This window comes from Actinokineospora sp. NPDC051303 (assembly GCF_055586285.1).
This window is the reverse complement of record NZ_JBVJIN010000102.1, coordinates 1-5,828: the sequence shown is the minus strand read 5'-3', so window position 1 is coordinate 5,828 and position 5,828 is coordinate 1. Positions and strand designations below refer to the sequence as shown.

Annotated in this window: 5 protein-coding genes; 3 read left to right on the top strand and 2 right to left on the bottom strand. The window is 70.2% G+C overall.

What is annotated here, in order from left to right:
• Positions 1 to 649: 649 nt before the first annotated feature.
• The gene (locus tag ACZ6SD_RS32775; RefSeq protein ID WP_465320909.1) at positions 650 to 1,333 is read right to left on the bottom strand and encodes an LON peptidase substrate-binding domain-containing protein; all 684 of its coding nucleotides are present in this window, start codon (positions 1,331 to 1,333) and stop codon (positions 650 to 652) included.
• Between the two features lie 71 nt (positions 1,334 to 1,404).
• Positions 1,405 to 2,106 carry an NUDIX hydrolase gene (locus ACZ6SD_RS32770; protein WP_465320908.1) on the bottom strand — a complete coding sequence of 234 codons (702 nt, stop codon included), beginning with the start codon at positions 2,104 to 2,106 and terminating at the stop codon, positions 1,405 to 1,407.
• 60 nt (positions 2,107 to 2,166) lie between these two features.
• Between ACZ6SD_RS32770 and nadA the strand changes: the two genes are divergently transcribed.
• From nadA to nadC, 3 genes are read left to right on the top strand one after another with little or no spacing between them, the layout of a single operon-like run.
• Positions 2,167 to 3,174 carry a quinolinate synthase NadA gene (gene nadA / locus ACZ6SD_RS32765; RefSeq protein WP_465320907.1) on the top strand — a complete coding sequence of 336 codons (1,008 nt, stop codon included), beginning with the start codon at positions 2,167 to 2,169 and terminating at the stop codon, positions 3,172 to 3,174.
• Positions 3,171 to 4,799, top strand: coding sequence for an L-aspartate oxidase (locus ACZ6SD_RS32760; RefSeq protein WP_465320906.1), 1,629 nt, complete (start codon positions 3,171 to 3,173; stop codon positions 4,797 to 4,799). The genes nadA and ACZ6SD_RS32760 overlap by 4 nt, the downstream gene beginning before the upstream one ends.
• Positions 4,800 to 4,816: 17 nt before the next feature.
• Positions 4,817 to 5,638, top strand: coding sequence for a carboxylating nicotinate-nucleotide diphosphorylase (gene nadC / locus ACZ6SD_RS32755; protein WP_465320910.1), 822 nt, complete (start codon positions 4,817 to 4,819; stop codon positions 5,636 to 5,638).
• The last annotated feature ends 190 nt before the right edge of the window (positions 5,639 to 5,828 follow it).

Genomic DNA, 5,828 nt, shown 5'->3' with positions numbered 1-5,828 from the left:
GGGATGCCTTCGGCCTCACACGTGCGGAGCCAGCTTAGCGATCTTCCTTCTCCCCCGAAGAAACCACTCCACCCCATCGAGCACCTGGCAGGGTTAGGTCCGGTTGGCAGGAGCGTGGCTTTGTTGTCTCCGCTCCCACCGGGCACCTGGCAGCTTTGGGTGCGGCCTGCTCTCGCCAAGCACGTGGCCGGAGCGGGTGGACGGGATCTGGTGAGCATCGCGTCCGCAAAGCGAGACAGCGCCCCAAAACAAGGCAGCACGCCCAATTCAACGGCCTTCACACGCCATTTCGCTGCCCCGCCGCCCCACAAGCAAACCCCACCCGCCCTGGGGGCTGACCCCGCTCCAGTCTATCGGGCCGGGCCGACAATCCAGGCGGGAACGATCTTGCCTGTGGACAACTCGCCGGGGGCTGTCGTGCGACACGCCGGGGGCGGAGAAAAAGCAGGCGGCGGTGGGAAGCTGAGGGCGGTGGGAAGTCGGGCGCGGTGAGGGAAGCCGGGCGTGGTGGGAAAGCCGAGGGCAGTGGGGAAGCCGGGTGCGGTGGAACGCCGAGGGCAGTGGCGAAGCCGGGTGCGGTGGAACGCCGGGGGCGGAGGAAAAGCCGGGCGCGGTGGGGAATGAGGCGGGGGAGCGCCGGGGGATGGGGCTAGTTGAGATTGATGGGAGCGCCGAATTCGGTGGGTGGGGCGGGAACGGCGCGTAGGGCGGAGAGGATGCCTGCTTCGCGGTTGAGGAGTTGGCCGACCATGCGCAAGCGGTGGAGGGGGCGGGTTTCCTCCAGGAGGCGTTGGCGGTCGTCCAGGCTGAGGAGGCAGTCGGCGGCCAAGGCGTGGGCCAGTTCGCAAGGGTCGATGTCGTCGTCTGGTTCGCTCCAGTCTTCTTGTTGCCAGGCGGCTGTGCAGTAGCGGCGGTGGGCGGAGCGGGCGGCTTTCGCCAGCATCGAGACGGCGTCGGCGGCGGCTGTGAGGGGCTGGTCGGCGTCGGGGACCCACTCCACTGTGCCCATTAGGTAGGGGGCGGAGATGGTGTCCAGGTCGAGCAGGCGGAAGCGGCGGTCGCCGGTGGTCACGATGTCGAAGCGGCCGTCGGGGAGGCGTTTGGCTTCGCGGAGGGCGGCTGAGCAGCCGATGGGGCGGAGCTGGTTGAGGTCGGTGACCTCGTTGTCCATCGACGGGCGCAGCGCCACCACGCCGAAGCGGCGGTCGGGGAGGGTGCCGGTCACCAGGTCGAGGGTGAGCTGCCGGTAGCGGGGCTCGAAAATGTGCAGGGGCAGGTTCGCACCGGGGAGCAGCACCGCCTGCAGCGGGAACAACGGAAGCGAATCGGCCACGCGCCCACGCTACGACGTGGCGACCATGCTCGCTGTGCGATTGACCACGCCGCCTTTGTCTTATTCCTGCTTCACCGCCGTTCGCCGGGGGGCCTGAGCACCGCGAACGGGTCGGTCACAGCCATGCTGGTGTCGGCGAAACGAAACTGGGCCGCGGGCCTGCCACCGGCCCGGCCGGGGCGGGCGGTCTCGCCGGTGGGGGCCAGCAGGCCGCGGCGGGCCAGGACGCGTTGCAGGTTGGTCGCTGAGACGCGGTAGCCCAGGGCGGCCGAGTACAGCTCGCGCAGCGCCGAGATGGTGAACGCCGGGGGAGCCAGGGCGAACCCGATGTTGGTGTACGACAGCTTCGCCCGCAGCCGGTTGCGGGCGCGCAGGACGATCGCGCCGTGGTCGAAAGCGGTGTCCGGCAGCGACTCCACCGGATGCCACGCGGTGTCGGCAGGCAGTTCGGGGTCCATGTGCGAGGGGACCAGGCTCAGGAACGCGGTGGCGATCACCCTCGGCCCGGGGACGCGGTCGGGAGCGCTGAACACGGCGAGCTGTTCGACATGTGAGACCTGCCGCACATCGACCTTCTCGGCCAGTTGGCGGCGGATCGATGACTCAACGTCCTCGTCCGCGCGCAGTCGGCCGCCAGGCAGTGACCATCGGTGCGCGTGTGGCTCCATTCCGCGCTCCCACAACAGGACTTGCAGTGATCCCTGCCTCACCTGGAGTACCGCGGCCAGGACTTCGTGCGCGAGCGGAAGTGACGCGGTGGTAGCATTCAGCATGTTTTCGATCCTAAGGCGAAAACCTCCGGATCGGAAATCGGACAACTGAGGAGGGACCCGATGACCGCGGAACTGATCGACCTGACCCCCTACGGCGGGGTGGAGGCGGACGCCGCGTGGCGGGACGAAGTGCGGGCGCTGGCCCGCCAGCGCGACGCGGTGCTGCTGGCGCACAACTACCAGCTTCCGGAGATCCAGGACATCGCCGACTTCACCGGCGACTCGCTCGCGCTGAGCCGGATCGCCGCGCAGAGCGACGCGTCCACGATCGTCTTCTGCGGCGTGCACTTCATGGCCGAGACCGCGAAGATCCTCAGCCCGGAGAAGACCGTGCTGATCCCGGACGAGCGGGCGGGCTGCTCGCTGGCCGACTCGATCACCGGCGCGCAGCTGCGCGAGTGGAAGGCCGAGCACCCGGGCGCGGTGGTGGTGTCGTATGTGAACACCACGGCCGAGGTGAAGGCCGAGACCGACATCTGCTGCACCTCGTCCAACGCCGTCGATGTCGTGCGGTCGATCCCCGCCGACCGCGAGGTTCTGTTCCTGCCGGACCAGTTCCTCGGCGCGCACGTCAAGCGCGAGACCGGCCGGGAGAACCTGCACATCTGGGCGGGGGAGTGCCACGTCCACGCGGGCATCAACGGCCCGGAGCTGGCCGAGCGGGCGGCCGCGGCTCCCGACGCCGACCTGTTCATCCACCCGGAGTGCGGCTGCGCGACCTCGGCGCTCTACCTCGCGGGCGAGGGCATCGTGCCCAGCGCGCAGGTCAAGATCCTCTCCACCGGCGACATGGTCACCCAGGCGAAGGCGACCAACGCGAAGTCGGTGCTGGTGGCCACCGAGATCGGGATGCTGCACCAGCTCCGCAAGGCGGCGCCGGGCGTCGAGTTCCTCGCGGTCAACGACCGGGCCTCGTGCCGCTACATGAAGATGATCACCCCGGCCGCGCTGCTGCGGGCGCTGCGCGAGGGCCGCGACGAGGTGCACGTCGACCTCGACACCGCGGCGCGGGCGCGCGGCGCGGTGCAGCGGATGATCGAGATCGGGCAGCCCGGCGGTGGCGAGTGAGCGGCCCGCGCTGGGAGGCCAGAGCGGATCTCATCGTCGTCGGGACCGGGGTCGCCGGGCTGACCGCGGCGCTGCGGGCGCACTCGCTCGGCCTGCGCGTCCTGGTCCTCACCAAGGCGGCGGCTGAGGACGGCAATACCCGCTGGGCCCAGGGCGGCGTCGCCGTCGTCCTGCCCGGTGAGCATGATCCGGGCGACTCGGTCGACCGGCATGTGGCCGACACGCTGGTGGCCGGGGCGGGCCTGTGCGACGAGGACGCCGTGCGCGCGATCATCGCCGACGGCCCCGCCGCGGTGGCCCGGCTGCGGGAACTGGGCGCGGTGTTCGACCCCGCGCCCGGCGGTCGGCTGGCCCGCACCCGCGAGGGCGGGCACAGCGCGTTCCGCGTGGTGCACGCGGGCGGCGACGCGACCGGCGCGGAAGTCGAGCGGGCGCTGCTCGCGGCGGCCCGTGACGGGCGGGTGCCGGTGCTGGAGAACCACGTCGCCGTGCAGGCCGTCCGCACGGCGGGCGGCGCGGTCGCCGGGCTGCTGGTGCTCGACTCCGCAGGCGTGCCCGGTGTGCTGACCGCGCCCGCGGTGCTGCTCGCCACCGGCGGGCTCGGACAGCTTTACCAGGCCACTTCCAACCCGGACGTGGCCACCGGAGACGGTGTGGCGCTGGCGCTGCGCGCGGGCGCCCCGGTCGCCGACATCGAGTTCGTCCAGTTCCATCCGACCGTGCTGTACACCGGGCAGGGCGCGCGGGGGCGCTGCCCGCTGGTGACGGAGGCGGTGCGCGGCGAGGGCGCGGTGCTGGTCGACGCGACCGGGGCGCGGGTCATGACCGGCGTGCACCCGCTCGCCGACCTGGCGCCGCGGGACGTGGTGGCCGCGGCGATCACCCGGCACATGGCGTTCGAGCGGGGCGGGATCGACGACCACGTGTTCCTCGACGCCACTCACCTTGATGGCGCGACGTTCCGCACGCGGTTCCCGACTGTGCACGCCGCCTGCCTCGCGGCTGGGGTCGATCCGGTGACGGAGCCGATTCCGGTCGCGCCCGCGGCGCACTTCGCCTGCGGCGGTGTCGTGTCCGATGTGGATGGTCGAACCGCGGTTGACGGGTTGTACGCCGCGGGTGAGGTCGCCAGCACGGGGCTGCACGGGGCCAATCGGCTCGCGTCCAACAGCTTGCTTGAGGGTCTGGTGGTCGGCACGCGGGCTGCTGAGGCGGTCGCGGCGGACCTCGCGTGCGGGAAGCTCGCCGATACTCGGCTCGCTGTGGTGGCCGATCTGCCAGTGGCGCCGGTCGCCGAGCGGGACTCGTTGCAGCGGGTCATGAGTCGGTATGCCGCGATTGGGCGGGAGGCCGAGGGGCTGGCCGTGGTCGGGTCGGTGCTAGATGTGTCCGCTGTGGACCGTCCTCTTGAGACTCGGGAGTTGGTTGAGGACGCGGCGCTGACGCTGGTCGGGCGCGCGCTCATCGCGGCTGCCGCCGCGCGCACGGAGAGCCGTGGATGCCATGTGCGCACGGACTTTCCGGCTCGGGACGACGCTGTGTGGCGGCGTGGGTTGATTGTTCGGCTCAATCCGTCTGGTCAGCCGGTGCTGGCTCGGCCGACTGCTCTGCGGGGTGCGGCGTGATCGTTGACCGGGAGGATATGGATCGGGCGATCGCTCTAGCGCTGTCGGAGGATCTGCGGTATGGGCCTGATGTGACTACTGAGGCTACTGTGGCCGCGGACGCGGTGGCGGTGGCGGAGTTGACGCCGCGTCAGGCGGGGGTGCTGGCGGGGATTCCGGTGGCGGTGGCGGTGTTCGAGGCCGTGGTGCCGGATGTGGTGGTTTTGTCCTCTGTGGAGGATGGCTCCGCCGCGGTGCCGGGGGTGCCTGCGTTGGTGGTGCGGGGGAACACTCGGGCGCTGTTGACGGCTGAGCGCACTGCGCTGAACCTTTTGTGCCATCTGTCGGGGATCGCTAGTGCCACGGCGGCGTGGGTCGCGGCGATCGATGGGACTGGTGCGGCGGTGCGGGACTCGCGTAAGACGTTGCCGGGGTTGCGGTCGTTGCAGAAGTACGCGGTTCGGTGTGGGGGTGGGGTGAACCACCGGATGGGGCTGGGGGACGCGATCCTCATCAAGGACAACCATGTGCTGGCGGCTGGGTCCGTGGCGAAAGCGCTTGCGGCTGCTCGGGCTTATGCGCCGGATCTTGTTTGTGAGGTTGAGGTGGACAGCCTTGATCAGCTGGATGAGGCGTTGGCTGAGCGGGCTGAATTGGTGCTGTTGGACAACTTCAGTCCTGGTGAGTGCGCTGAAGCTGTTCGGCGTGCGGCGGGGACGGGGACTCGGTTGGAGGCTTCTGGCGGGTTGACGTTGGCGGTGGCTCGGTCTTATGCGGAGACTGGGGTGGATTATCTGGCGGTGGGTGGGTTGACGCACTCTTCGCCTGTGCTTGACCTGGGGATGGATCTGCGCGGCTGATCTGGGCTGCTTGCTGCCTGCTTGGTGGGGTGGCTGGGTTCCGTGGGGTTGCTCGGTGGGGTGGAGCGGGTTCTCGGGGTGGCTGGCTCGGGTCTGTCTGCTCGATGGGGTGGAGTGGTTTCTTTGGGGCCTTGGTCTCAGGTGGTGGGTGCGACACCGTGGTTGATCAGGAGTTCGTTGAGTTTTTCGG

Excerpts from the sequence above, each read along its gene's own strand:
- ACZ6SD_RS32770 (WP_465320908.1), bottom strand. The coding sequence starts at position 2,106 with ATGCTGAATGCTACCACCGCGTCACTTCCGCTCGCGCACGAAGTCCTG.
- nadA (WP_465320907.1), top strand. The coding sequence starts at position 2,167 with ATGACCGCGGAACTGATCGACCTGACCCCCTACGGCGGGGTGGAGGCG.
- nadC (WP_465320910.1), top strand. The coding sequence starts at position 4,817 with ATGGATCGGGCGATCGCTCTAGCGCTGTCGGAGGATCTGCGGTATGGG.